A 24,573-nucleotide genomic window follows, 5' to 3' on the forward strand; every position below is an offset into this window, starting at 1 on the left:
GACGACGATGAGCCAGGCGCAGGACCATGAGCACTCGGGGATCAACGGGCCCGCCGTGCCGCAGACCCGCACCGCGCGTCACCGCCGGATCGTGGACATCCTCAACCGGCAGGCGGTGCGCTCGCAGAGCCAGCTGGCCAAGCTGCTGTCGGACGACGGGCTGAGCGTCACCCAGGCGACGCTCTCCCGGGACCTCGACGAGCTGAACGCGGTGAAGATCCGCAACACCGACGGCGACCTGATCTACGCGGTGCCCAGCGAGGGGGGATTCCGCACCCCCCGGGCGCCGTTGGGGGAGTCGGCGAAGGAGGAGCGGATGCGGCGGCTGTCGCAGGAGCTGCTGATCTCCGCGGAGGCGTCCGCCAACCTCGTGGTCCTGCGGACCCCTCCGGGGGCCGCGCAGTTCCTCGCCTCGGCGATCGACCAGGCCGAACTGCACGACATCCTGGGGACCATCGCCGGCGACGACACACTGCTGCTGATCAGCCGGGAGGCCACCGGGGGGCAGGCGCTCGCAGACCATCTCCTGCGGTTGGCGCAGAACGGCCACTGACGGCTGCCGCCGCGGGGGCCGCTTCTGTGCGCCGGGTGCGGGTCGGTGGGGGTTGGTTGCGCAGTTCCCCGCGCCCCTGAGGGTGGGCTGCTCGTATGGGTCGCCGCGAGTGCGTGAGGGCTTGTCGCGCAGTTCCCCGCGCCCCTGAGGGGGCGGGGTTGCTCGTGCGGGTCCGGTGGGGGCTGGGTGCGCAGTTTTCCCCGCGCCCCTGAGCGGGGTGGGGCTACGGGGGTGGGTTGCGCGGGTTCCCGCTTCTGGTGCGGGGTCAGCCCAGCCGGGATGCCAGGCCGCCGGTGCAGCGGACCTCGTCGCCTGCCGTGATGAGTAGGGCCTCGACGTCCGGAAGGGACTCCAGCCAGCCCAGCGCCTCCCGCGAGCCCATCGCGAAGGCCGCGGTGGCCCAGCAGTCGGCCCAGGTCAGCCGGGGCGTCACCACCGTCACGGCGACCAGGTCGGTCACCGCGGAGCGGCCCGTGCGCGGGTCCACGATGTGGGCGCCGCGCTCCGACGTCCCGGAGGTCGCCACCGCGAGCTCGTCCGCGCCCGCCGCCGAGACCACCGCCGCGAGCCCGCCGGGACGCAGCGGGTCGGAGACGCCGACCCGCCACGGCCGCTCGGGACCGGGGACGCCCAGCAACTGCACGTCCCCGCCGCCGTTGACGCTCACCCCGCTCACGCCCGCCGCCGCGATCAGCCGGGCGGCGCGCTCGGCGGCCCAGCCCTTCACGATGCCCGTCGGGTCGAGCCGGCCCTGGTAGCGCATGCTGAACCAGCCGTCGCTCGCCCGCTCCGCCTCCGCGCCCAGCTCCAGCACCTCGGCCACCTCGGGGTCGCACTCCTCGAGGGTCAGCTCGCCGCGCGCCAGCCGGGAGACCTGGCTGTCCTCGCGGTAGGTGCTGAACACCTCGTTGACCCGGTGCAGCGAGGCGACCGCCTCGTCCAGCGCCGCCCGCACCGCTGCGGCGTCGCCGCCGCGGACGTCGAAGGAGAAGACGGTCCCCATGACCTCTTCCGCGTGCCGCACCACGGTCGGGGCCGCCGCCGACTCGGCCACCGTGTCAGACACCGGCCTTGTCCAGGGCGGACTGCAGGGACTTCTTGTAGCCCTCGCTGGTGTAGGTGGCGCCGGAGACGGAGTCGATGTCGGCGCTGCCGGCGGCGACCGCCTCCTGGTTGAGCTTGGGGACGGACAGCTGGGTCTTCTGGTCGCTGGTGCCGCCCTTCGGCGCCTGTACGGCCTCGGCCTTGGTGATCTTGCCGCCGGCCACCGTGATGCGGACCTGTACCGGCCCGTACTGCGTCTGCTCGACGCTGCCGGTGACGGTCTTGGCCTGCGCGGCGCCCGAGGAGCCGGCGGAACCCGCGGACGAGCCGGAACCGCCCGCGTTCCCGGAACCGCCCGCGTTCCCGGAGCCCGACGACGGGCCCTTGCCCGCCTTCGCCTTGTCCAGGGCGGACTGCAGGGACTTCTTGTAGCCCTCGCTGGTGTAGGTGGCGCCGGAGACGGAGTCGATGTCGGCGCTGCCGGCGGCGACCGCCTCCTGGTTGAGCTTGGGGACGGACAGCTGGGTCTTCTGGTCGCTGGTGCCGCCCTTCGGCGCCTGTACGGCCTCGGCCTTGGTGATCTTGCCGCCGGCCACCGTGATGCGGACCTGCACGGCTCCGTACTGCGTCTGTGCCGCGTCCCCGGTGAACGTGCCGGCGGCCTGCGCGCTCCCCGAGCCCTGGGAGGATCCGGCGCTCGCGTTCGCCTTGTCGATCGCGGACTGCAGGGACTTCTTGTAGCCCTCACTGGTGTAGGTGGCACCGGACACCGTGTCGATGTTCGCGCTCTGCCGGGCGACCACCGCGGCGTTCAGCTTGGGGACGGCCAGCTCCGTCTTCTGGGTGCTGGTGCCGCCCTTGGGGGCCTGGACGGCCTCCGCCTTGGTGATCTTGTTCTCGACGACGGTGATGCGGACCTGCACGGCCCCGTACTGGGTCTGCGCCGCGTCACCGGTCATCGTGCCCGACACGACCGCGCCCGCGCCGCCCTGGGCCGCCTCCTGCGCCGCCGCGCCGCCGCCCGCCCCCGCCGCCTGCGTGGCGCCAGGGTCGGTCGACGGCTTCAGCGACAGCAGCAGCACGACCCCGGACACGGTGGCGGCGGTGGCCAGTACGACCCGCCGAAGCGGGTGACTCTTCCTCATCGCTTCCTGAGCTCCTGATTCCCTTTGGTGGCGAGGTTCCCGTGCGTACGGGTCGCTCACATCTCGAACGACTCGTGGTGGATGCGGCGGGCCGGGACCCCGGCGCCGCGCAGTGCCTCGTACACCCCCTGGGCGAAGCCGTTCGGTCCGCACATGAAGACGTCGTGGCTGTCGATGTCGGGGATCTTCCGCTGCAGCGACTCCGCCGAGATGTCGGGGCGTTCCCCGTCGGGGCTGTTCACGGCGTACATCAGCCGTGCCCCGCGCTCGTCGGCGATCTTCGCCAGCTCGTCCCACAGGGCCAGGTCCTGCGTGCTGTTGGCCCGGTACAGCAGGGTGATGTCGCCGGCCGCGCCCGGCAGCGTCTCGAACAGCGCCCGCATCGGGGTGATGCCGACCCCGCCGGCCACCAGCAGCACCTTGCCGCGGCTGCGCCGGGACGCGGTCATCGCGCCGTAGGGACCCTCGGCCCACACCTTCGTGCCGGGCGTGAGTTCGCGCAGCGCCGCACTGTGGTCGCCGATCGCCTTGACGGTGATCCGCAGCAGCTCCGGGCGGGGCGCCGCGGACAGCGAGTACGGGTGGGAGCTCATGCGCATGCCCGGTGCCATGAACCGCCAGCGGAAGAACTGACCCGCCTCGGCGCCCATCCGGTGCAGCTTGCGTCCGCCGATGAGCACCGACACGATGCCCGGCGTCTCCTCGATGACCGCCTCGACGTACAGACGGTGCCGCAGGTTCAGCCGGAGGGGGGTGATGATCCGGTACCAGACGACGAGCGCGGTGACCGAGCCGTACAGCGCGTACCAGGCGGTCTTCGCGGTCGGTTCGACGGCGAAGTCGTTGCCGGTGGTGATCTGGTGCCAGAACGTGAAGAACACGGCCGCGTACGTCATCAGGTGGATGTGGTACCAGGTGTCGTACGGCATCTTGCGCCGCACCGGGCCGATGGACACCACGCCGATGAGCAGCAGCAGACCGGTGCCGATCGCGGCCTTGCCCATGTCGGGCAGCTGGTTCACCGAGTCGACGGTCTGCGAGACGATGTCGCCGAGCGACTTCCCGGCCTGCAGCGCGTATCCCCACATGATGAGGAACACGTGCGCGAACGTCAGGCAGAGGGTGTACCGGCCGCTCATCGCGTGCCAGCGGGCGACCCGGTCCGAGCCCACCCGGCGCTCCAGCGCCGGCACCCGGGCCATCTGCAGCACGACGAGCGCCATCAGGTACCCGGCCAGCAGACCGGTGATCCGCCCCGCGTTGAGGATCTTGCTGTTGTCGTCCGCGATGTTGGGCGTGTTGTGCCACCACAGCCACAGCACGCCCGCGGCTCCCGCCCAGACGGCGATCAGCAGCGGCACGGCCGGGGAGCGGCGCGGACGGATGCGGCGCATCGTCTGGCGGCGGGCGGCACGGCCGCCGGCGATCGTCGTGGTCACTGTTCCTCCGTGGGTGCGGACCCTTGGCCCTCAGATACGGGCCACGGCCGCGCAGCGTTCAGTCCCGGCGAGAGTCCGCGCGAAGGGCCGCCGACGGACGTGACCCCCGGTAACCGGTGCTGGCGGGGGTGGCTCCGGCCGACTCAGTACCGCGTGACCGCCGTCCGCCCGCTCGCCGTGCCGATCGCGATGTGCGGCCGCTCTTCCGGCCGGACCCACGCGAGCAGCCGCCGCATCGCGCCGGCCGGCACCGACACGCACCCGGCCGTTGCCCCGCGCCCGTCGACGTGCAGAAAGATCCCCGCGCCGCGACGGCGCACCGGCTTGCGGTAGTTGAAGCCGATGACCAGGGCGTGCGCGTACTGCGCGCGGTAGGCGACCAGGTGTTCGGACCCGCCGGCCCGGCAGTCGGCCGGCCGCGGCTCGGCCCACCGGTTGTAGGCGCGGGAGGCGTTGTCCTGGCACCACCAGGAGTCCTCGTGGACCGGACGGTACGGGTACGACGTCCCGCGGGGCGGCGCCTGGACGCCGAAGGCGTAGGGGAGGCCGTAGAGGCCCGTCGGCGTCGTGTTCGTGCCCTGCCGGCGCGCGGCGCCTTCGACGAGGCCCTTCGCGCCGAACCGGGCGGGTGCGGAACCGGCCCGCACCCATCGCCCGTGCCGCAGCTCCCACCAGGAGACGACGCCCGCGGTGGAGCCGGTCCCGGGCGCCAGGGCGGTGATCAGCTGGGCACCGGGGCCCGGGTCCGCCATTCGCGCGGGCAGGGGCGCGTCACGCGGGGCCGGCTCCCCGGCGCGTGGAACCGCCCCGGCCCCGGGGGCCGCGCCGAGCACGAACAGGGAGGCGACGACGAGGCCGGCGGCGACGACACGAGGAGGCATGCGAAGACGCTAAGGGCGCACGTCTTCTCCGGCAGTCCGGGAGGGGCCGACCGTGCGTCGGTGCTGTGGCTGTGGCTGTGGCTGCGTCGACGGCAGCGAGGGGAGTGGCGGGAGCGGCAGCGGCAGGCCGGGCAGCCCGTCGATGCTCGAGGCGATGTGGTCCTTCTTGGCGAAGTACGCGCCGAGCGAGGCGTCGTCCTCCCGGGCGAAACGCTTGCCGTGCAGTTCGCGGTCCTCGTCGTAGGTCATGAAGGGCACCGCGTATCCGCAGGTGTCCCGGACGAGTTCGGCGTGCACGACGATGATCGCGCGCAATCCGTGCGCGCTCGGCTCGATGTCCGGGAAGCGGCCCAGGAGTTCGCCGAAGCGGGGGTCGTCGCGGAAGACCGGTTCGCCCCGGCCGTGCACCCGCACGATGTTCGGCGGCCCCTGGAAGGCACACCACATCAGGGTGATCCGGCCGTTCTCCCGCAGGTGCGCGACGGTCTCGGCGTTGGAGCCGGCGAAGTCGAGGTAGGCCACGGTGTGCTCGTCGAGCACGGCGAACGATCCCTTGAGGCCTTTGGGGGAGAGGTTGACCGTGCCCTCGCCGGACAGGGGCGCGGTAGCGGTGAAGAAGAGGGGCTGTTCCTCGATGAACGAACGGAGTCTTCCGTCTATGCGCGCGTAGGTCTTTCCCATGTTCAGGAAGTATCCGGGAAAGTCTTTCGCGCGTCTAAGGAAATACGGGACCTCCCCGGTCGACGCGCGTGCGCCTGGTGCGGCCGTACGCATGGTGCGGCGGCCGCCCCGGCCGGTGCTGTCCCGGGGCGGCCGCCGCACCTGTCACGTCACTTGTTCAGCGTGCAGGCGGCGAGGGCGTTCAGGCCCTGCGGCTTGGTGCCCTTGCGGCCGATCGAGATGGCGATGCGGTCGATCGTGGACTCGCGCTTGCCCTGCAGCGGGCCGAGGATCGCGTTCTGCACGAAGTTGGGGCCGCCCTGGCCGACGGTGTTCTGCAGGCGGGTGTTGGCCTCGTTGATCTGCGTCTGGAGGAGGGCGAGGTTGCGGTCGACCTCGGCCTTGGCGGTGGCGGGGACGGCGGGCAGCTGCGACGCCACGTCCGGGCAGGTGATCGTGCCGACGCCGTTGGCGTTGCCCGCGTTACCTGCGTTGCCCGCGTTTCCGTTGTTACCCGCGTTTCCCTTGTTCCCTGCGTTGCCCGCGTTTCCGTTGTTACCTGCGTTTCCCTTGTTCCCGTTGTTCCCGTTGTTCCCGGCGTTGCCGTTGTTGCCCGCGTTGCCGTTCGCCGGAGCGGCAGCGCCGCCGTTGTTCGCCGCGCCGCCCGCGTTCAGAGCGCACTTGGCGAGGGCGTTCAGGCCCTGCGGCTTGGTGCCCTTGCGGCCGATCGAGATGGCGATGCGGTCGATCGTGGACTCGCGCTTGCCCTGCAGCGGGCCGAGGATCGCGTTCTGCACGAAGTTGGGGCCGCCCTGGCCGACGGTGTTCTGCAGGCGGGTGTTGGCCTCGTTGATCTGCGTCTGGAGGAGGGCGAGGTTGCGGTCGACCTCGGCCTTGGCGGTGGCGGGGACGGCGGGCAGCTGCGACGCCACGTCCGGGCAGGTGATCGTGCCGGGACCGGCGGCCAGTGTCTGGGCGTTGGTCGCACCACCCTTGGACGACTCCCCGGCGAGAGCGGAGTTCACGACCACCGCACCGGTCAGGGCCAGAGCGGCGGCCGCGCCGATGACGACCACACGACGCTTGTTGTACTTCGGAAGAGCCCTGGACATGCGGATGCCTCACTTGGGTCAGGAGTGGGTTTGTTTCACGCGGCCGGCGTTCAGCGGTGAGTACGGGTAAGCGGTTGCCGTTGTTCAAGGCATTCTTCAAAAAGTCTTCGCAACTCATCGGGGCCGCCGCCCCGCGCACGTCGGATTGACGAATCATGCAGAGGTCTGCATAATCATGCAGGTCGGTGAATGCAGCGGTGAGGAGCAACGCAAGTGAGCAGCAACAGCGGTGACGTACGGCTCTGGGGCGGTCGTTTCGCCGACGGTCCCGCCGAGGCCCTGGCGAAGCTGTCCGCGTCCGTCCACTTCGACTGGCGACTCGCTCCCTACGACATCGCCGGTTCCCGCGCCCACGCGCGTGTTCTGCACAAGGCCGGTCTGCTCACCGAGGACGAGCTGACCCGGATGATCGCGGGCCTGGGGACGCTCGAGGAGGACGTCGCCGACGGCTCCTTCGTGGGCACGATCGCCGACGAGGACGTCCACACCGCTCTGGAGCGCGGCCTCCTGGAGCGCGTCGGCCCCGACCTCGGCGGCAAACTGCGCGCCGGCCGCTCCCGCAACGACCAGATCGCCACCCTCTTCCGGATGTACCTGCGAGATCACGCGCGGATCGTCGGCGGGCTGATCGCCGACCTCCAGGACGCCCTGGTCGGCCTGGCGGAGGCCCATCCGGACGTGGCGATGCCGGGCCGCACCCACCTCCAGCACGCCCAGCCGGTGCTCTTCGCCCATCACGTCCTCGCCCATGTGCAGTCCCTGTCCCGGGATGCCGAGCGGCTGCGTCAGTGGGACGAGCGCACGGCCGTCTCGCCGTACGGCTCGGGTGCCCTGGCCGGCTCCTCCCTAGGTCTGGACCCGGAGTCCGTGGCCAAGGACCTCGGATTCGAGCACGGCAGCGTCGGCAACTCCATCGACGGCACCGCCTCGCGGGACTTCGTCGCGGAGTTCGCCTTCATCACCGCGATGATCGGCGTGAACCTGTCCCGCATCGCCGAGGAGATCATCCTCTGGAACACGAGGGAGTTCTCCTTCGTGACGCTGCACGACGCCTTCTCCACGGGCTCGTCGATCATGCCGCAGAAGAAGAACCCCGACATCGCGGAGCTGGCGCGCGGCAAGTCCGGCCGTCTGATCGGCAACCTGACCGGACTGCTGGCGACCCTCAAGGCCCTCCCGCTCGCCTACAACCGCGACCTCCAGGAGGACAAGGAGCCGGTCTTCGACTCCTGTGACCAGCTCGAGGTGCTGCTGCCGGCCTTCACCGGCATGGTCGCCACCCTCACCGTGCACCGGGAGCGCATGGAGGAACTGGCCCCGGCCGGCTTCTCGCTCGCCACCGACATCGCGGAGTGGCTCGTCAAGCAGGGTGTGCCGTTCCGTGTCGCGCACGAGGTCGCCGGCGAGTGCGTCAAGGCGGCGGAGGCCGAGGGCAAGGAGCTGGACGAGCTGACGGACGACCAGTTCGCGAAGATCAGCGCCCATCTGACCCCCGAGGTCCGCTCGGTGCTCAACGTGCCGGGCGCGCTGGCCTCCCGCAACGGCCGGGGCGGCACCGCCCCGAGCGCGGTCGCGGTCCAGCTGGCCGAGGTGAAGGCGAACGTGCGGGCGCAGCACGACTGGGCCACCGCCAAGCGGTGACACCGGCGGGGCGCGCGGCGCGCGAGGGCCGCGGCGATCGCGGCGCACCCGCGCGGCGGTGGGCGACCACGAAGCCCCGTGCGCGGGGCTTCCGCGCACTCCGCCTCCCGCACTCCGCCTCCCGCACTCCGCCCCCCCCCCGCACGCCGGAGCGAACGCCGTCGCGGGTTACGTTGGTCGTCAGCCGTACCGGAGCCGACCGAACGGAGCCCGCGATGCCCTTCGCCCGCCTCGCTTCAGCGACCACCCCCACCTGTCACATCGGCTTCGGGCTCGCCGCCGTCGGCCGCCCCGGCTATCTCAACCTCGGCCGTGACCGGGACCTTCCGCAGGACCGCAGCGTCGAAGCGCTCCGTGCCCGTACGCACGAACTCCTCGACGCCGCCTACGCGCAGGGCGTCCGCTACATCGACGCGGCCCGCTCCTACGGCCGCTCCGAGGAGTTCCTCGCCGGCTGGCTCGCCGTCCGGCCCGACGCCGACGACGTCGTCGTGGGCAGCAAATGGGGGTACACCTACACGGCCGACTGGTCGACGGACGCCGAGACGCACGAGGTCAAGGACCACGGTCTCGCCACCTACGAACGTCAGCGCCGGGAGACGGAAGGCCTGCTCGGCGACCGGCTCGACCTCTACCAGATCCACTCGGTGACCCCGGACAGTCCGGCCCTCGCCGACAAGGAACTGCACGCGAAACTGGCGGAGGCCGCCGCCCGCGGCCGCACCGTCGGCTTCTCCACCAGCGGCCCCGCCCAGGCCGACGCCATCCGTGCCGCGCTCGCCGTGTCGGTCGACGGCGAGCCCCTCTTCCGCACCGTCCAGGCGACCTACAACGTCCTGGAGACCTCGGCCGGCCCGGCTCTCGCCGAGGCCCGGGAGGCCGGACTCACGGTGATCGTGAAGGAGGGGATGGCCAACGGGCGCCTCGCCGGGCCGGCCGCGCCCGACGCCCTCGAAGCGGTCGCGCGGGAGACGGGTCTCGGCTGTGACGCGGTCGCCCTGGCGGTGATCCTGCGCCGCCCCTGGGCCGGAGTCGTCCTCTCCGGCGCGGCGACCGTCGCCCAACTGGTCTCCAACCTGCACGCGGCGGCCGTCGACCTAGACGACGACCAACTGGACCGGCTCGCCGGACTGGCGGAGGACCCGCAGGCCTACTGGGAGCGGCGCAGCCGGCTGCCCTGGCACTGAGCGCGTCGAGTGCGCCGAGCACATCGAGCGAGCGCGCCGAGCCTACGACGTCCGGCGGACTCTCGCCCTGACCGTGCCGGGTGAGCCGCACACCCTGAGAATGAGACATGAACGTCTCACATGGGTTATTCTTGTCTCATGGCTGTCGACCGTGACCACGTGCTGCGCAGTGCCGCGGCCCTGCTGACCCGAAAATCCACCGCGACGATGGACGAGGTCGCCAAGGCGGCCGGGATCAGCCGGGCCACGCTGCACCGCCACTTCGCCGGGCGTGACGCGCTCGTGCGCGCCCTGGAGTCCCTCGGCATCGCGGAGTGCGAGTCCGCCCTGGAGGCGGCGCGGCTGGACGAGGGCCCGGCGCCCGACGCCGTACGCCGGCTCGTCCGGGAGATCGAGCCGGCCGCCGCCCTGCTCGCCTTCCTCTACACCGAGAACCAGTTGTTCGAGGGTGAGCGGCAGAACCCGGGCTGGACCAGGATCGACGAGCGCGTCGCGGCCCTGTTCCGGCGCGGCCAGGCCGACGGAGAGTTCCGCATCGACCTCACCCCCGCCTGGCTCACCGAGGCGCTTTACGGCCTGCTGGCCTCCGGCGCCTGGGTGGTCTCCGAGGGCCGGGTCGCCGCCAAGGACTTCACCCACATGATCACCGAGCTGCTGCTCGGCGGCGCGCTGCGCCACTGAAACCGGCACCGCCCACCGCCCACCGCCCGGCACCGCCCATCGCCCGGCACCGCTCGGTACCACCTTGGCTCGGTGGTCCAGAACTCGGTACCACCGCCGATCGGTGGCGGCCGCTCGCTGCCCCACCGTCGGCCGCCTCGCGCCGGTTCGAGCGGTCGGCCGTCCCCTTCACCCGATCCTTCGGCTCACCCCGCTCACGAACAGAGGAACCATGACCAGCACCCTGCAGCCGGCGACCACGACCGAGGCGGTGAGGCGCCCCGACCGTTGGCTGGCGCTCTCCGTCCTCGTGCTCGCCGTGCTGCTGGTGGCCGTCGACGCGACCGTCCTCGGTCTCGCGACCCCGTACATCAGCGAGGATCTCGAACCCTCCGGCGCCCAGTTGCTCTGGATCGGCGACGTCTACTCGTTCGTCATCGCCGGCCTGCTCGTCTCCATGGGCAGCCTCGGCGACCGCATCGGCCGCAAGCGGATCCTGCTCCTCGGCGCCACCGCCTTCGGCCTGATCTCGGTCCTCAACGCCTACGCGACCTCCCCGGAGACGATGATCGCGGCCCGCGCCCTGCTGGGCGTGGCGGGAGCGACCCTCATGCCGGCCACCCTCGCCCTGATCCGCAACCTCTTCCACGACCCGCGCGAACGCAGTCTCGCGGTCGGCATCTGGGGCGCGACGGCCTCGGCGGGCACCGCGGTCGGTCCGATCGTGGGCGGATTCCTGCTCGAGCACTTCTGGTGGGGCTCGGTCTTCCTCATCAACCTGCCCGTCATGGTGGTGCTCGTGGTGGTCGGCGTGAAGACGCTGCCCGAGTCCAGGAACCCCGACCACGGACCCTGGGACCTGATCAGCGTGACGCTGTCGCTGGTCGGCGTGATCGCCGTCGTGTACGCCGTGAAGGAGGTCGCCGCTCACGGCCCGAGCTGGGAGACCCTCGCCGCGGCCGTGCTCGGCGCCGCGGCGCTGTACGGCTTCGTGCGGCGTCAGTTCGCGCTCCCGGTCCCGCTGCTGGACATGCGGCTGTTCCGCAGGCGCGGTTTCAGCGGCGCGGTGCTGGCCGACCTGCTGACCGTGCTCGGCATGTCCGGCCTGGTGTTCTTCCTGTCCCAGTACCTGCAGTCGGTCCAGGGCAGGCGGCCCCTGGAGGCGGGACTGGCCGAACTGCCGGCGGCGGTGGGCGCGGTGGCGGCCGGCCTGCTGGCGGGCCGCGTGGCGCGCCGCTTCTCGGTGCGGGCCGTGGTCTCCGGCGGTCTCGCGGCGATCGGCCTGGCACTGGCCGCGCTGACGACGGTCACCGGGACCACCGGCTATCCGCTGCTGGGCGCGGCCCTGTTGGTGGTGGGCGTGGGCGCCGGGTTCTCCTTCACGGTGACCGCGGACGTCGTACTGAGCTCGGTGCCGAAGAACCAGGCGGGCGCGGCCTCGGCCGTCTCCGAGACGGCGTACGAACTCGGCGCGGCGCTCGGCATCGCCCTGCTCGGCTCGATCGTGACCGGCGTCTACCGGGGCTTCGCGGCCCCGGCGGGCACGCCGGAACAGGCGCACGAGTCGCTGGGCGGTGCGGTGGAGGCGGCGGGGCACCTGCCGCCGGCCGCGGGCGCGCAGATGCTGGCGTCGGCCCGCGAGGCCTTCGTCGACGGCCTCGCGGTGGCGTCAGGGGTGGGCGCGGCGGTCCTGCTGGCGGCGGCGGTGGCGGCGTGGTTCCTGCTCAGGGGGCAGCGCCTGGAGACCGCCGGCTGAGTGAGGCGAGCGGGGCGCGGGAAACGGCGTCCGCACGTCACCGGGCAGGTGGTCCCGCGAGCCGGGGGCGCGGGCGACCTTGCGACGGGCCGTCGTGCCCGCGCCGGACGGCGCACCCCGGCGGCGGCGTCACGCCGCCTTGGCCTTGGTGGCGTACATGTCCACGTACTCCTGCCCCGACAGCCGCATGACCTCGGTCATCACGGAGTCGGTGACGGCCCGGAGCACATAGCGGTCGCGGTCCATCCCGTCGTACCGGGAGAACTCCATCGCCTCGCCGAACCGGACCGTCACCCGGCCCGGACGGGGCATGCCCGCTCCGCCCGGCTGCAGCTTGTCCGTGCCGATCATCGCGAACGGCACGACGGGCGCACCCGTCATCAGGGTCAGTCGCGCGATGCCGGTACGGCCCCGGTAGAGGCGGCCGTCGGGGGACCGCGTCCCCTCGGGGTAGATCCCGAAGACGTTGCCCTCCTCCAGGATCCGGCGTCCGGTCATCAGCGCGGCGACGCCGCCGCGGCCTCCGTCCCGGTCCACCGGGATCATGCCGACCCCGGTGAAGAACCAGGCCATCAGCCGGCCCTTCAGGCTCTTGCCGGTGACGTACTCGTCCTTGCCGATGAAGAAGACCTGTCGGTCGCACACCAGCGGCAGGATCATCGAGTCGATGAAGGTGAGGTGATTGCCCGCCAGGATCACGGGGCCGTCGCCCGGGATGTGCTCCGCGCCCTCGACCCGAGGGCGGAACATCAGGCGCATGACCGGTCCGAGCACTGCCTTGATGAGCGCGAAGCGCGACAACGAGCCCTCCGATGTCAAGGGAAAACGGTATGAGTCTGTGCAGGTGAGGACGATACTCGCGGGCCGGGGGCCGACGCACATCGGGTCACCCGGGTCTTACGCACTGTTGACGTTTGTTTACCTGTACGGCCGCAGAGCCGCCCGTCGGCAGCGCACCCGTAGCCCGGCCGTAGCCCGCCCGTCATCCGGCGGAACGAGGAGGCCCACCCCCGGGAAGGCCGGGTGAGGGGCCCCGGACCCCGCCGTGGCCGCCGGCACCCCGCGCCGGCGGTGACCGGGTTCCCCGGCCGGCCGGGGCGAATCTCGGCGTCCGACGACCCGTCACCTCGACGTACCGCACGGACCGCATCCGGCGTAGACGACATCGCGCACCCGCGTACACCACGTGCCGTCCGCCGTCCGCCGCGTGTTGGGGCCGAGGTCTCCCGGCGGTCATGTCCACGCCCCTACCATCGGCCCGCAGGGACGAGCCGACGACCGGAGGACCCTCATGGGAACGCAGGACACGCAGGAGTCGAACGAGCAGGCGGCCACGGGCGGCACCGGGCGGCGGGCGCTCCTCGGCGCGGCCGTGCTCGGCGCCACAGGCGTGCTCGGTCTGCCCGGCACGGCGGCGGCCGCCGAGGCACGTCACGGGGGCCTCAGAGGCCTTCCGGTGCCGACGGTCATCGGTCATCGCGGCGCCAGCGGCTACCGCCCCGAGCACACCTTCGGCTCCTACCAGCTCGCCCTCGACCTCGGGGCCGACATCGTCGAGGCCGGCGACCTCGTCCCCACCCGGGACGGCCACCTCGTCTGCCGGCACGAGCCGGAGATCGGCGGCACGACGGACGTCGCCGCCCACCCCGAGTTCGCCGGCCGCCGCACGACCAAGGTGCTCGACGGCGTCCCCACCACCGGATGGTTCACCGAGGACTTCACGCTCGCCGAACTGAAGAGACTGCGGGCGGTCGAGCGCATCCCGGCCAACCGCCCGCACAACACGCTCTACGACGGCCGCTGGGGGATCCCCACCTTCGAGGAGGTCCTCAAGTGGCAGGACGAGCAGACCCGTAGGCGCGGCAAGCAGGTCTGGATCTACCCCGAGACCAAGCACCCCACCTACTTCCGCAAGCAGGGCCTGGGCCTGGAGGAGCGGGTCGCCAAGCTGCTCCACAAGTACGGCAAGGACGGGAAGAACTCGCCGGTCGTCCTGCAGTCCTTCGAGCCGACCAGCATCCAGCGCCTGAACAAGCTGGTCGACAACCCGCTCGTCGTGCTGCTGTCCACCGCCGGCTCCCGCCCCTGGGACTTCGTCGAGACGGGCGACCCGCGCACCGTCGCCGACCTGATCACCCGGGCCGGCCTGCGGGAGATCGCCGGGTACGCGCAGGGCATCGGACCCACCCTCGACCTGGTCATCCCGAAGGACGCGGCCGGCAACCTGACCAGGCCGACCACCCTGGTGAAGGACGCCCACGCGGTCGGCCTGATCCTGCATCCGTACACCATGCGCAACGAGAACCCCTTCCTGCCCGCCGACTTCCGCAAGGGCTCCGACGCGGACGCCTACGGCGACTCCTTCGGCGCGTTCCGCACCTACTTCGCGACCGGTATCGACGGGGTCTTCACGGACAACCCGGACACCGGGGTGCTGGCCCGCGCGGACTTCGTCAACGGCTGAGTCCTCGTTGGGGTGACAGTCGGCCGCCCGGGCAACCGACCGCCCGGGCCGCCGCATCGTGTGGCACATGACCCCCGACTTGCTCGCCTCCCTGTACCCGCTGCTCAGCGCGGAGGCCTTCGCGGAGGCCCCAGCCGCCGGCGCCGAACCCGGTGACCTGGAGCAGGCCGTCTGGCTCCGTCTGCTCGAACGCCTCGCCGCCGACGGCCCGCCCCGCGACCCCGAGGGCTGGCTGCGCCGGGCGGTCCGGGCGGAGGTCCGCCGCGCTCGCCGTACCACCCGCCGTGAACAGCCCTACGAGACCGAGCCCGCCGACGACGCGGAACGCGGGCCCGAGCACCTGGCCCTGACCGCCGCCCGCCACCGCGCGCTGCGCGAGGCCGTGCACCGGCTGCCCGGCCGCTGTTCCCGTCTTCTGCAGGCTCTTCTCTCGCCCGAGGACCTCACCTACCGGGAGATCGCGGGGAAGTTGGGTATCTCACAGGGCAGTCTCGGACCGGAACGTTCCAGATGTCTGGGATGTCTTCGCCGTTTGCTCGCACCGGAGGTTGCGGCTCCCGAAGTGCGGGGATAGGAGTGAGGGACCACAGGCGATCAGGTGAGCGGGAGGCGTGCGCACATGGGCATGAGCGTGACCATCTCGGTGGCGACCGAGCATGATGCCGAGCAGATCTTCAGACTGCAGTACCTGTGCTTCCAGAGTGAAGCCGCGCTGTACGGGAACTACCGCATCGCCCCGCTCGTCCAGAGCCTCGACTCGGTGCGGCAGGAACTCACCGCCGACTGCGTCTTCGTGGCCCGGCTGGGCGACGAGGTGGTCGGCTCGGTGCGCGGCACCCTCACCGAGGACGGCGCCGCCGCCATCGGCAAGCTCTGCGTCCACCCCCGCCTGCAGGGCCACGGCATCGGCGCGCGGCTGCTGCGCGCCGCCGAGTCGGCGCTGGGCGGCGAGCGCGGCGCCAAGAAGTTCCGCCTCTTCGCCGGCCACCGCAGCGAGGGCAACCTCCGCCTCTACCGCCGCGTCGGCTACGAGACGGTCGGCACCTCCCAGGGCACGGACGGCGTGCCGATGATCGTCCTGGAGAAGCAGGCCGGGCAGTACGCCGCTACGGCGTAGCCGTACGGGAGGTGCGCAGCCAGTACAGGGCCGACACCGGAAGCAGCACGGGGATGAAGACATACCCCATCCCGTAGTCGGACCAGACGGTCGCCTCGGGGAAGGCGGACGGCTGGACCAGGGTCCAGGTCCCGACGACCAGTACGCCCGCGAGTTCGGCGGCGCAGCACAACCGCGCCGCCCTGCGTGCCGTCTCGCCGCCCCGCACCAGCGAGTACGTGATGAAGCCGTACACCACACCCGCCACCGCCGACAGCGTGTACGACAGCGGCGCCCGGTCGAAATGCGCGGCGATCTCGTACGCCGACCGCGACACCGCCCCGACCACCATCACGCCGTAGAACCACACCAGCAGCATCCCGGGCCCGCTGATCAGCCGGCCCGGCTTCTCCTGCACCGCCGTCATCTCAGCCTCCCCAGATGTCGAAGAGCCGCACCTCGAGCACGGCGAGCACCACTCCGCCCGCGGCGACCGTCACCGAACCCCAGCGGGTCCGCTCGGCCAGTGACATGAACCCCGCCGTCGGCACGCATGCGAACGCGCCCAGCAGATACGCCACGAAGAGCGTCGTGCCCTGCTCCGGCTTCTCGCCCCGCGCCAGCTGCACGGTCCCGATCACCAGCTGGACCGTCGCCAGCAGCGAGACCACGGCCATCCCGATGAAGTGCCAGTCCTTGGTCGACTGGTCGCGGTAGGCGGCCCAGCCGCACCAGGCGGCGAGCAGCAACGCGGCGACGCCGGTCATCGCCGTCAGGGCATCAAGCATGCAGTGACCTTAATACGGCGTAACAGACACCCGGCGGTCGGCCCCGTGGACCCGTGGGACCGGCGGCGCGGCCGTGGCGTCGGCCACAGCATGCCGGGTCCGCGAACCGGGCGCCGGCCTCGTGGCCCTGGACCGGTCCGCCTCGTCGGCGCCGGTCACCGGCGGGGGAGCGGAGATCTGCGTGCCGGGGTCAGGAACGCCGGAGGCCGTCCACGGCTGTCCACGGCTGTCCAGAATACGGACAGCGGCGTCCTGGTCAGGACCGTACGTCTGCGTTACGGCTACCAGCGCTTCCAGACCGAACTGATGTGGATCACGGTGGCGGTCCTCGCCGTCGCCATCTCGCTCATCCAGTTCGCCGGCGACCGCACGGCCCGCTCGCTGCACCGCCGCGGCGGCAGTTCGGGCCCCGCCCCCAAGCTCCGCCTGCTGAAGGCGAAGCAGCCGGCGGACGCCGCCGACGCCCGCAAGGTCGCCTGAGCCCTCCGCGGGCCGCCCACCGAACTCCCCGCACCACCCGACGCGGGGCCGCACCACCTTCAGGAAAGGCACTTTTCGTGCGTAACACCGCCAGGATCACCACTGCCGTCCTCGCCGCCGGAGCCCTCACCCTCGGACTCACCGCCTGCGGCTCGGACAAGGACTCCGGCGCCGACGCGAACGCCACGCTGACCGTCGCCGCCACACCCACCCCGCAGGGCGAGATCCTCGACTACATCAAGGACAACCTCGCGGCGAAGGCCGGCCTCGAGCTCGAGGTCAAGGAGTTCACCGACCACGTCACGCCCGACACGGCCGTCCAGCAGGGTGAGGTCGACGCCAACTACTTCCAGCACCAGCCGTACCTCGACGACTTCAACAAGGAGAACGGCACCGACATCGTCGCCGTGCCCGGCGCCACGGTGCACCTCGAGCCGCTCGGCCTGTACACCCGCAGCGTCAAGAAGCTCGACGCCCTCGAGAAGGGCGCCACCGTCGCCCTGCCGAACGACACCACCAACGAGGCACGCGCGCTGAAGCTCCTGGAGGCCGCAGGTCTCATCGGGCTGAAGCCGAGACGCGGCTACGACGCGACCCCGGGGGACGTCACCTCCAACCCCCAGGGCCTGAAGTTCAAGGAGCTCGAGGCGGCTCAGCTGCCGCGCTCCCTCTCCGACGTCGACGCCGCCGTGGTCAACGGCAACTACGCGCTGGAGGCCAGGCTCAGCCCGGCGAAGGACGCGCTGGCGGCGGAGTCCGCGACGGACAACCCGTACGCCGACTTCCTCGCCGTGAGGAAGGGCGACCAGGACGACCCTCGGGTGAAGAAGCCGGCCGGGCTGCTCACCTCTCCCGAGGTGAAGAAGTTCATCGAGGACAAGTACGACGGAGCCGTCGTGGCGGCCTTCTGACCCGCGCCCCCGACGCACACACACGCACGGGGTCCGCGCCTTCACCCGGTGTGGACCCCGTGGTGGGGTTCCGGGCGCACATGCTGCATGCTGGGCAGTTCAGTCGGCCCTGACGGGGCGGCAGGTCTCACCCGAGGTCCCGAAGGTTACGGAGCGGCGCATGACGAGCACCTTCCCCAACATCTCCATCAGCACGGAGCGGTTGGTGCTGCGCCCCCTCGACGAGGACGACGTGCCCGCCCTGGCCGACATGATGAACGACGAGCAGGTCACGGCCTGGACCGCGGTGCCCCAGCCCTTCGACGAGGCGGCCGCCCGCCGCTGGATCGCCGAGTGCGCGCCCGGTGAACGCACCGCGGGACGCGGCCTCGACCTCGCCGTCACCGAGTTCCTCACCCAGCGCCTGGTCGGCGTCGTCCAGCTCGCCAAGACCGACTGGCACGTCCGCTCCACCGAACTGTCGTACATCATCGGCCCCTGGGCGCGCGGCGAGGGCTACGCCTCCGAGGCGGCGCTGGCCACCGCCCAATGGCTCTTCGCCGACCAGAAGTTCGAGCGCATCGAGCTGCGCACCGCCGCCGACAACACCGCCTCCCAGCAGGTCGCGCAGAAGATCGGCTGCATCAGCGAGGGCGTGCTGCGCGGCGCCTGCATAGCGCGCGCCCGTGCCGAGGACGGGACCTGGAACGAGGTGCGCACCGACTACATCGTCTACAGCCTCCTGCCGGAGGATCTGGACGGAGGCGGCGAGCCCTTCGCGGAGAGCGGCGGATTCACGTCGTACACCGACTGGAACTGATCCCCGCCGCAGGTGTCACCGCCCCCGCCCCCGCCCGCCGACCAGGTACCCTCACGGTGCCCGCTGCCTGCGTGAACCCCGGGGGAGACTGACGACGATGGCCGACCGCGTCACGGTGATCGGCTGGGACGGCTCGCCGCTGACCGACGCGGCCCGCTCCGCTCTGAACGCCGCCACGCTGGTGGCCGGCGCCGCCCACCACCTGGCGCTGCCCGAGGTGCCGCCCGGCGCGGAACGCATCCGGCTCGGCAGCGTCGCCCTCGCCGCCCGCCGTATCACCGGCCACCGTGGCACCGCCGTCGTCCTCGCCGACGGAGACCCGGGCTTCTTCGGCGTCGTACGAACCCTGCGTGCACCCGAGTTCGGCCTGGAGGTCGAGGTCGTCCCGGCCGTCTCCGCCGTCGCCGCCGCCTTCGCCCGCGCCGGGATGCCCTGGGACGACGCCCAGGTGGTCGTCGCCCACCGGCGCACGCTGCGCCGGGCGGTCAACGTGTGCCGCGCCCACACCAAGGTCGCCGTCCTCACCTCCCCGGGCGCCGGTCCCGCCGAGCTCGGCCTGCTCATGGAGGGCGTGCACCGCACCTTCGTGGTCTGCGAGGAACTCGGCACCGATCGCGAGCAGGTCAGCGTCGTCACCTCCGACAAGGCGGCCGACCACGCCTGGCGCGACCCCAACGTCGTCATCGTCATCGGCCCCGCAGGCCCGGCCGCCGCCGGGGACGGTGGCTGGATCGCCGGCCGTGACCCGGGCGCCGGCCCGCGCGGCTGGACCCTGCCCGCCGACACCTACGGCGGCGGGCTGGGCGAGGGGGAGGCGCCGTTGCTGCGCGCAGCCCAACTCGCCCACCTCGGGCCGCGGACGGGCGACCTCGTCTGGGACATCGGCTGCGGCAGCGGAGCCTTCGCCGCCGACGCCGCCCGGGCGGGCGCCGCCGTCATCGCCGTCGACCGGGACATCCAGGCCTGCGCCCGTACCGACGCCGTCGCACGCCGGTACGGCGTCCAGCTCCAGATCGTCCGCGGGGACGCCCCGCACGTGCTGGAGAACCTGCCCGAACCGGACGTCGTCCGGGTCGGCGGCGGGGGAGCGGCCGTCGTCTCCGCGGTCGCCGACCGCCGCCCGCAGCGCATCGTCACCCACGCGGCCACCCGGGACACCGCCGAACTCGTGGGCCGCGACCTGACCGAGCACGACTACCGCGTCGAATGCGCCCTCGTCCAGGCCGTCGCACTCGACACCCGGGCCTGGACGGAGACGGAGCGGAGCGTCGCGTTCCTGCTCACGGGGGTTCTCGCGGACCGCAGGCCCTGACCCGGTCGCCCGCCCGGTGATCCTGTTGTCGTACCGCTCGCGGTAGGCTGGCCGATCGTCGTACCGCTTCCGGTCGCCCGGCGCTTCGTCGGTCAATGTCCGGAAAACACCTCCCTTTTGGGCTGGGTGTGGTACGGCAGAACCGGAGGGCGCGCAACGTGGCGCAGTCCACAGCGGAGCGTCGCGGATCAAGCTGTCGCGACGACACGACAGCCGGGACAATGCCACTGTATGGCTTTGTCGCTTTTTCGAGCGGGTCGTTCGTGCCGCTGGGCACGGACGCTCGTTCTCACTGCGGGGCGGTCGGTGCGCCGCTCCGGGCGAGCTGGTCGTAAGAGCACTAACCGATGGGCGAGGGGTACGCATGACCGACACCGGCCAGGTCCCGGGCGAGGCGCTGCCGGAGAGGGCAGGCATGGTGGAGCAGCCGGGCGCCCCCGCGCACGGTGCGTACACCTACCTCTCCGAGACCACCGCCGAGGACGCAGACCTGTTGCTGCTGCCGGGCGCCCAGAGCGCGTGGGGCAACGAAGTGGCCCCGCCCGCCCCGGAACCGGTGGTCGAGGCGGTCCACGAGCCCGGCCCGCACGAGACGGACGGCCGCGACAGCGGCTCGGTCGACCTCAGCGCCGTCCGTCTGCCCGGCGCGTCGGCGCCCCAGGCGGCCCCGCGCCGCCCACTGCACCTCGGCCCGCCGATCCCGGACGCCTCCGCCAGCCCGGTCCGCTCACTGGCCGACCGCGGCCCCGCGGGCGCGCCGGTCCGCCAGCCCGGCCCCTCCGCCTCCGGACCCGAGTACCTCGACGTGCCGCAACTGCGCGAGATGCCGCTGCAGGGCGCGTCCCCCTGGGGCACCGCGCAGGCCACGGCCCAGGCGCCGGCCGCCTCCGGGGCGACCACCGCGGAGCCGGTCGTGCCGGCCCCGGTCGCGGCGCAGCAGCAGGGCGAACCGGCGGGCGTGGCCCAGGCCGTGGTGACCCGGGTGGCGACCGAGGCGATCGCCGCTACCGCCCCGCAGGAGCCGCAGGAGCCGCAGGAGCCGCAGGAGCCGCAGGCCGAGCTCGCGGCCGAACCCGAAGGCGCCTCGCCGGAGCCGCCGTCCACCGGGACGTACGGCGTCGTCGACCCCGGTGAACTGCTGGGCGCCGCCATGATGGCGGAGGCCGGACAGGACCTGGCCGAGGCCGCGGACGCGCTTGTGCCCGGCGGCGACCAGCCGGTGGACGCCCCCGCCGAGCCGCCGGCGTCGCTGCCCGCGGACGAGGACGCCCCGGCGGCTTCCCGGACGCCGGAAGCCTTTGAACCGGCTGGACACAGCGCCGCCGAGGCGGTCGAGCCCGCCGAGCCCGTGGAGGCGGAGGCGCCGGACGCGGCCGAGGCGGGCCCCGTGGTGGAAGCCGCCCAGGAGCCCGAGGCCCAGCCGCAGGCCCAGGCCCAGGTTGAGGCATCGGACGCGGACGCCCGTCCCGGCGAGGCGCCTGCCCCGGCTCCGCAGACGGCGGCCGAACCCGTACCGGTCGCCGACGCGCCTCCCGGCCCGGAGGTCGGGCCGGCCGACGAGCCCGCCCCGGCCACGGAACCCGGAGCCGCCCTGGGCGCAGAGCCCGAAGCGGCCGAGGCTCCGCAGCCCGACGAAGCCATGACCGGGGGCATGACCGAGGAAGCGGCCGAAGCGCCTGAGCCGGCGGCGTCCGCCCCGAAGGCCCCGGAATCCGCGCACGTTCCGAACACCGACGCCGACACCGACGCCGTTGCCGTCGCCGAGCAGTTCGTCCCGCAGACCGAGCCCGCGTCCGCCGAGGAGCAGCCCGTCGAACCGGCCCCCGACGCCGGGCCCGCGCCGCAGTCGGAGACCCGGCCGACGGCGGACGCGGAGTCGGAGAGTTCACCCACGCCCGAGCCTGTTGTCCCGGTCGCCGCTCACCTCGCGGATCCGGCATCCCCCGCTCCGGACGCCCTGCAGCCCGCCCCCGCGCACGGCGAGTCCCCGCAGGCCGGCCCCGAGGCGTCGGTCACCCCCGAAACACCCCCCGCGGAGCCGCAGCCGGAGGCAGGACCGGAGCCCGGGCTGGACGACGTGGCGCAGTCCCGGCCGGGGCCCGACCCCAAGACGACGGCCGTGTCGGAGCGGCCCGCCGAGGCGCCCCTCGCTTCTGCCGCCGCCCCCGAGCCCCTGACCTTCCTCGCGGAGGCCGTCCCCGCCCCGCGGCCCGTGCCTTCGGCGCCGGGTGACGCGACCGGCGCGGATCTCGCGGCCGCCGCCCCCCAGGGCCCCCGGCCCGCACCGGAACTGCCGGAGACGGACCAGGCGGTGCACCGGGCGCAGGAAGCCGTGCCCGGCCACGCCGTGCCGGAGCCCGCGCCGCAGCCGTCCCTCGGGCAGTTCGTTCCGGTCGAGGGCGAGGTGCCCACCCCCGCGCACCTCGCCCCGACCCCGCCGCGGCTCCTCGTGCTCCCGCCCGAGGAGCAGCCGGTCGCGGAGCCGGCCCCCGAGACGGCCACGGAAGCGGCCTCCGAGGCCCGTCCCGCCGTCGAGGCCGCCGCCGGCCTGCCCGCCGCCACGGTTCCCGCCCCCCGCGAGACCGCGCCCGGCGAGAGCGGCCCCGCCCCGGCAGCCCAGGACACCCCGGACGCCCGGCGGGAGACCGGCGTCGCCGCGTCCGGAGCCGTCGACCCCGACGTCGTGCAGAGCCCGGAGGACCTGGAGACCAGAGCCGCCGAACAGGACGACGACCCGGCTGCCGACGGAGTGCGGCGGGTGTCGGCGGGTCCCGCCGCGCCCGGGTACGACGACGCCGAACGCGAGGCCGTCCTGAAGGTCATGCGCGAGCGCCGGGACATCCGCAACGGCTTCCGCGACGACCCGATCCCGCACGAGGTGCTGCTGCGGGTCCTGGAGGCCGCCCACACCGCGCCCTCCGTCGGTCACTCGCAGCCCTGGGACTTCGTCGTCATCCGCTCCGCCGACACCCGGCGCGCGATGCACGAACTGGCGGTCCGGCAGCGTGACGCGTACGCGAAGTCACTGCCCAAGGGGCGGGCGAAGCAGTTCAAGGAACTCAAGATCGAGGCCATCCTCGACACCCCGGTGAACATCGTCGTCACCGCCGACCCGACCCGCGGCGGCCGTCACACCCTCGGCCGTCACACCCAGCCGCAGATGGCGCCGTACTCCTCCGCGCTCGCGGTCGAGAACCTCTGGCTCGCCGCCCGTGCCGAGGGCCTCGGCGTCGGCTGGGTCAGCTTCTTCGACGAGCGCGAGATGGTCCGCGCGCTGGGACTGCCGGAACACCTCGAGGTGGTCGCCTACCTCTGCGTCGGCTACGTCGACGAGTTCCCGGACGAGCCGGAGCTGATGCAGGCGGGCTGGGCCAAACGCCGTCCGCTGTCGTGGGTCGTCCACGAGGAGACGTACGGCCGTCGCGCGCTGCCCGGAGAGGACCCGCACGATCTGCTCGCCGAGACCGTCGCCAGCGTCCGCCCGCTGGACGCCAAGGCGCTCGGCGAGGCCTGGGAGCGGCAGAAGCGCATGACGAAGCCGCCGGGCTCGCTCGGCATGCTGGAGATCATCTCCGCGCAGCTGTCCGGTCTGTCCCGGCAGTGTCCGCCGCCGATCCCGGAGCCCGCGGCCGTCGCGATCTTCGCCGGCGACCACGGCGTCCACGCGCAGGGGGTCACCCCGTGGCCACAGGAGGTCACGGCCCAGATGGTCGCCAACTTCCTGGGCGGCGGAGCGGTCTGCAACGCCTTCGCGAGCCAGGTGGGCGCCGAGGTGTGCGTGGTGGACGTGGGCGTCGCCGCCGAACTGCCCGCGACCCCGGGGCTGCTGCCCCGCAAGGTCCGCGCCGGCACGTCCGACATGACCACCGGCCCCGCGATGACCCGCGAGGAGGCCAAGCAGGCCATCGAGGTCGGCATCGAGACGGCCCGCGACCTGGTGGCGGCCGGCAACAAGGCGCTCCTCACGGGCGAGATGGGCATCGCGAACACGACCGCGTCCGCGGCTCTCATCTCGGTGTTCACGGGCGCCGACCCCGCCGAGGTCACCGGCCGCGGCACCGGCATCAACGACGAGACGCTCGCCCGCAAGACCGAGGTCGTGCGCCGCGCCCTGGACTTCCACCAGCCGGACCCGGCCGACCCGATCGGCGTCCTGGCCGCGATCGGCGGCTTCGAGCACGCCGCGATGGTCGGGCTGCTCCTGGGCGGGGCGTCCCTGCGCACGCCGGTCATCCTGGACGGCGTCAGCGCCGGCGCCGCCGCTCTGGTGGCCCGTGCGATCGCCCCCGAGGTCCTCGCGGCCTGCATCGCGGGCCACCGCAGCGCCGAACCCGGTCATGTGGCCGCCCTGAACAAGCTGGGCCTGCGTCCTCTCGTCGACCTCGACCTCCGTCTCGGCGAGGGCACGGGCGCGCTGCTGGCCCTGCCGCTGGTCCAGAGCACGGCCCGGGCGATGCACGAGGTGGCGACGTTCGACTCGGCGGGCGTGACGGAGAAGTAGGACCCCCGCGGGGCCGGCGGGCGCGCCGGTGCGCGCCCCTGGCCCCGCCGCATGCTGCACACACCTGAACACACCTCTAAAATGCGCACGTCAGGGCCGCTCCAGAGTCGCAGCGCCCGCTCACTGCACCTCTCTGCCCGTACG

At 72.8% G+C, this 24,573-nt stretch carries 21 protein-coding genes and 1 pseudogene; 13 read left to right on the forward strand and 9 right to left on the reverse strand.

Annotation, left to right across the window (positions count from 1 at the left end; genetic code table 11):
- The first annotated feature begins 7 nt into the window (after positions 1-7).
- Positions 8-553 carry an arginine repressor gene (locus tag C6376_RS21485; RefSeq protein WP_107444924.1) on the forward strand — a complete coding sequence of 182 codons (546 nt, stop codon included), beginning with the start codon at positions 8-10 and terminating at the stop codon, positions 551-553.
- Positions 554-818: 265 nt separating this feature from the next.
- Here C6376_RS21485 and C6376_RS21490 read toward each other — a convergent pair whose 3' ends face one another.
- The 6 genes from C6376_RS21490 to C6376_RS21515 all read right to left on the reverse strand — a co-directional run bounded on the left by C6376_RS21490 (position 819) and on the right by C6376_RS21515 (position 6,834).
- Complete coding sequence (locus tag C6376_RS21490; protein ID WP_107449093.1) at positions 819-1,556, reverse strand: FAD:protein FMN transferase; 738 nt, start codon at positions 1,554-1,556, stop codon at positions 819-821.
- Between the two features lie 55 nt (positions 1,557-1,611).
- Positions 1,612-2,742, reverse strand: a complete 1,131-nt coding sequence (locus tag C6376_RS21495; protein WP_107444925.1) for an FMN-binding protein — start codon at positions 2,740-2,742, stop codon at positions 1,612-1,614.
- Positions 2,743-2,798: 56 nt separating this feature from the next.
- Positions 2,799-4,181 (reverse strand): ferric reductase-like transmembrane domain-containing protein, encoded by a 1,383-nt coding sequence (locus C6376_RS21500; RefSeq protein ID WP_173985701.1) that lies wholly within the window; start codon positions 4,179-4,181, stop codon positions 2,799-2,801.
- Between the two features lie 143 nt (positions 4,182-4,324).
- A complete protein-coding gene (locus C6376_RS21505) occupies positions 4,325-5,062 on the reverse strand; it encodes a L,D-transpeptidase (RefSeq protein ID WP_107444926.1) in 738 nt (245 codons plus the stop codon).
- A 9-nt stretch (positions 5,063-5,071) separates the two neighbouring features.
- Entirely contained in the window at positions 5,072-5,743 is a 672-nt protein-coding gene (locus C6376_RS21510) for a pyridoxamine 5'-phosphate oxidase family protein (RefSeq protein WP_107444927.1), read from the reverse strand.
- 149 nt (positions 5,744-5,892) lie between these two features.
- Positions 5,893-6,834, reverse strand: a complete 942-nt coding sequence (locus C6376_RS21515) for a hypothetical protein (RefSeq protein WP_107444928.1) — start codon at positions 6,832-6,834, stop codon at positions 5,893-5,895.
- A gap of 213 nt (positions 6,835-7,047) precedes the next feature.
- On the opposite strand from C6376_RS21515, the gene argH reads away from it, so the two are divergent.
- The 4 genes from argH (at position 7,048) to C6376_RS21535 (ending at position 12,078) form a co-directional block, all read left to right on the forward strand.
- Positions 7,048-8,475 carry an argininosuccinate lyase gene (argH, locus tag C6376_RS21520; RefSeq protein ID WP_107444929.1) on the forward strand — a complete coding sequence of 476 codons (1,428 nt, stop codon included), beginning with the start codon at positions 7,048-7,050 and terminating at the stop codon, positions 8,473-8,475.
- A gap of 215 nt (positions 8,476-8,690) precedes the next feature.
- Positions 8,691-9,662, forward strand: coding sequence for an aldo/keto reductase (locus C6376_RS21525; protein ID WP_107444930.1), 972 nt, complete (start codon positions 8,691-8,693; stop codon positions 9,660-9,662).
- 138 nt (positions 9,663-9,800) lie between these two features.
- Positions 9,801-10,343: a TetR/AcrR family transcriptional regulator gene (locus tag C6376_RS21530; protein WP_173985702.1), complete on the forward strand. Its 543-nt coding sequence runs from the start codon at positions 9,801-9,803 to the stop codon at positions 10,341-10,343.
- Between the two features lie 211 nt (positions 10,344-10,554).
- Complete coding sequence (locus tag C6376_RS21535) at positions 10,555-12,078, forward strand: MFS transporter (protein ID WP_107444932.1); 1,524 nt, start codon at positions 10,555-10,557, stop codon at positions 12,076-12,078.
- A gap of 129 nt (positions 12,079-12,207) precedes the next feature.
- Here C6376_RS21535 and C6376_RS21540 read toward each other — a convergent pair whose 3' ends face one another.
- Positions 12,208-12,879 (reverse strand): 1-acyl-sn-glycerol-3-phosphate acyltransferase, encoded by a 672-nt coding sequence (locus C6376_RS21540; protein WP_107444933.1) that lies wholly within the window; start codon positions 12,877-12,879, stop codon positions 12,208-12,210.
- A gap of 490 nt (positions 12,880-13,369) precedes the next feature.
- On the opposite strand from C6376_RS21540, the gene C6376_RS21545 reads away from it, so the two are divergent.
- The 3 genes from C6376_RS21545 (at position 13,370) to C6376_RS21555 (ending at position 15,659) form a co-directional block, all read left to right on the forward strand.
- Entirely contained in the window at positions 13,370-14,542 is a 1,173-nt protein-coding gene (locus C6376_RS21545) for a glycerophosphodiester phosphodiesterase (RefSeq protein WP_107444934.1), read from the forward strand.
- A 67-nt stretch (positions 14,543-14,609) separates the two neighbouring features.
- Positions 14,610-15,116, forward strand: coding sequence for an RNA polymerase sigma factor (locus tag C6376_RS21550; RefSeq protein WP_107444935.1), 507 nt, complete (start codon positions 14,610-14,612; stop codon positions 15,114-15,116).
- Between the two features lie 45 nt (positions 15,117-15,161).
- A complete protein-coding gene (locus C6376_RS21555) occupies positions 15,162-15,659 on the forward strand; it encodes a GNAT family N-acetyltransferase (RefSeq protein WP_107444936.1) in 498 nt (165 codons plus the stop codon).
- On the opposite strand, the gene C6376_RS21560 is transcribed toward C6376_RS21555, so the two are convergent.
- Positions 15,649-16,065, reverse strand: coding sequence for a hypothetical protein (locus C6376_RS21560; protein ID WP_107444937.1), 417 nt, complete (start codon positions 16,063-16,065; stop codon positions 15,649-15,651). The two genes, C6376_RS21555 and C6376_RS21560, sit on opposite strands and share 11 nt — an antisense overlap.
- 1 nt (position 16,066) lies before the next feature.
- Positions 16,067-16,426 (reverse strand): hypothetical protein, encoded by a 360-nt coding sequence (locus C6376_RS21565; protein WP_107444938.1) that lies wholly within the window; start codon positions 16,424-16,426, stop codon positions 16,067-16,069.
- A gap of 270 nt (positions 16,427-16,696) precedes the next feature.
- On the opposite strand from C6376_RS21565, the pseudogene C6376_RS21570 reads away from it, so the two are divergent.
- The 5 genes and pseudogenes from C6376_RS21570 to cobT all read left to right on the forward strand — a co-directional run.
- Positions 16,697-16,906: pseudogene (locus tag C6376_RS21570) on the forward strand (ABC transporter permease); the annotation flags it as partial.
- Between the two features lie 77 nt (positions 16,907-16,983).
- Positions 16,984-17,817 carry a MetQ/NlpA family ABC transporter substrate-binding protein gene (locus tag C6376_RS21575; RefSeq protein WP_107444939.1) on the forward strand — a complete coding sequence of 278 codons (834 nt, stop codon included), beginning with the start codon at positions 16,984-16,986 and terminating at the stop codon, positions 17,815-17,817.
- Between the two features lie 160 nt (positions 17,818-17,977).
- A complete protein-coding gene (locus C6376_RS21580) occupies positions 17,978-18,616 on the forward strand; it encodes a GNAT family N-acetyltransferase (RefSeq protein ID WP_107444940.1) in 639 nt (212 codons plus the stop codon).
- A gap of 97 nt (positions 18,617-18,713) precedes the next feature.
- Positions 18,714-19,928, forward strand: a complete 1,215-nt coding sequence (gene cbiE, locus C6376_RS21585; protein WP_107444941.1) for a precorrin-6y C5,15-methyltransferase (decarboxylating) subunit CbiE — start codon at positions 18,714-18,716, stop codon at positions 19,926-19,928.
- Between the two features lie 364 nt (positions 19,929-20,292).
- Positions 20,293-24,429, forward strand: a complete 4,137-nt coding sequence (cobT, locus tag C6376_RS21590; protein ID WP_107444942.1) for a nicotinate-nucleotide--dimethylbenzimidazole phosphoribosyltransferase — start codon at positions 20,293-20,295, stop codon at positions 24,427-24,429.
- Positions 24,430-24,573 lie beyond the last annotated feature (144 nt).

The sequence above is a fragment of the Streptomyces sp. P3 genome, from assembly GCF_003032475.1.
Classification (GTDB): domain Bacteria; phylum Actinomycetota; class Actinomycetes; order Streptomycetales; family Streptomycetaceae; genus Streptomyces.